At 43.6% G+C, this 1697-nt stretch carries 1 protein-coding gene; it reads left to right on the top strand.

Annotated elements, in window-relative coordinates; all coding sequences use genetic code 11:
• Positions 1–304: 304 nt before the first annotated feature.
• On the top strand, positions 305–1633 hold the full coding sequence (locus VLN09_RS06310) for a S1C family serine protease (RefSeq protein ID WP_325244751.1): 1329 nt from the start codon (positions 305–307) through the stop codon (positions 1631–1633).
• Positions 1634–1697 lie beyond the last annotated feature (64 nt).

Raw genomic sequence — 1697 nt, 5'->3', positions numbered from 1 at the left:
TGGTATGTCCTTTTTTTTATATATTTAAAGCATATTTCTAAATAGTTTTTATGCTAGTGGGCAGCCAGATAATTTGCAAAGAGCATATGATGGTTGTAGGTTGTAGCTGTATAGTAATTAGCTGCTATTCTAGCATGTGATTGCAAAAGAATAGACAAGCCCAATAACTGAAACGGTACACGATGCGCTACCATTGTATTATGAGGACAGCTATAATTTACACATGTAAAAGTGCTTTATATCAAGGCGTACGCCTGATATAGCTTAATACCGATTGTCTATGTGAAATTATAGAGGTTTTTATATGTCGTCATCCCCGAATGCCAATAACAAGGCTGGTCTAGTAAAATGGTTACCTTGGATTTTACTGTTGGTGGTCACTGCCGCCTTTATTTGGCTATTTGCGAGTATGAAGACAGCATCAGAGGCAAAATGGGAGCCGCCAAAAACCACGCCAGCTGAGCAACAAGCTTCTGAGCCAATATCGGATACACCAACGCCTATCGCCTCATATCATAATGGTGTGGCTCGCGCCTCGCAGTCGGTGGTCAATATCTATACCACCCAGACGATGGCAGAACATCCTTATATGAATGATCCGGTATTGCGCCGGTTTTTTGAGTTCCATGGTGGACCATCAGAAGAGCAGGGTAATACCAATCTAGGCTCAGGCGTGATTGTCTCAGAAGATGGCTATATCGTGACCAATGCACATGTGATTGAGAAAGCCGATGAAATTACTGTTGCTTTTAATGACGGTCGTAAAAGCCGTGCGAAGTTAATTGGCACAGATCCAGACAGTGATTTGGCAGTGATTAAAGTCGATATGACTGAGCTTACGCCTTTGGGCTTTCGTGAAAAACCAACGCTTGTAGGCGATGTAGCGCTAGCGATTGGTAATCCCTTTGGTGTCGGTCAAACCGTTACCCAAGGTATTATTTCAGCGACTGGACGTACAGGGCTTGGCGTCAATAAGTTTGAAGACTTTATCCAGACTGATGCGGCTATTAATCCGGGTAACTCGGGCGGTGCATTGGTTGATGCGCGCGGTGAGCTAATTGGTATCAACACAGCTATTTACTCACGCTCTGGTGGTTCTATGGGTATTGGTTTTGCCATTCCTACTGCTATCGTCGAGCAAGTGATGAATGCATTAATTAAAGATGGTAAGGTTAGCCGTGGTTGGTTAGGGATTGAAATACAGTCACAATTACGCGATCCAACCCAGCTGGAGACATCAACTGGGGTAGAAGTATTTAACGTCGTTCCTAAGAGTCCTGCTGCTAAAAGTGGTCTTAAAATCGGTGATATTGTCTTGACCATTGATGGGTTTGAGATGACCGATGCCAATACCCTGATCCAGTATGTTGCACGTAAACCGCCCAATACTACGCTGCATGCTCAAATTTTACGTAGAGGTAAAAATGCGCAAGTGAAGATATTGCTAGAGGAGCGTCCAGTGGAAGATCCTGTCACCGTTCCTGTTGTGAGCCAAGATGAGGCGCTTGATGGTAGTCAGCCGCCAAGCCTACAAGCTCCAGAACAAGATATTCCTATGATGTCAGAAGCCGAGCGTGATCGTATGCGTGAAGAGCTTTTATTATTGTTTGAAAGAGATGGGGCACCTTTATAATTAAGGTGTTTTGGACTATTACCTAATACTTAATTGCTCATAAAAAAGCGCGCTATCTTTAAGA

It is taken from the genome of Psychrobacter sp. (assembly GCF_035469765.1).
Classification (GTDB): Bacteria; Pseudomonadota; Gammaproteobacteria; order Pseudomonadales; family Moraxellaceae; genus Psychrobacter.
The sequence above is the reverse complement of the archived record's forward strand: the minus strand, read 5'-3'. Positions and strand labels throughout refer to the sequence as shown.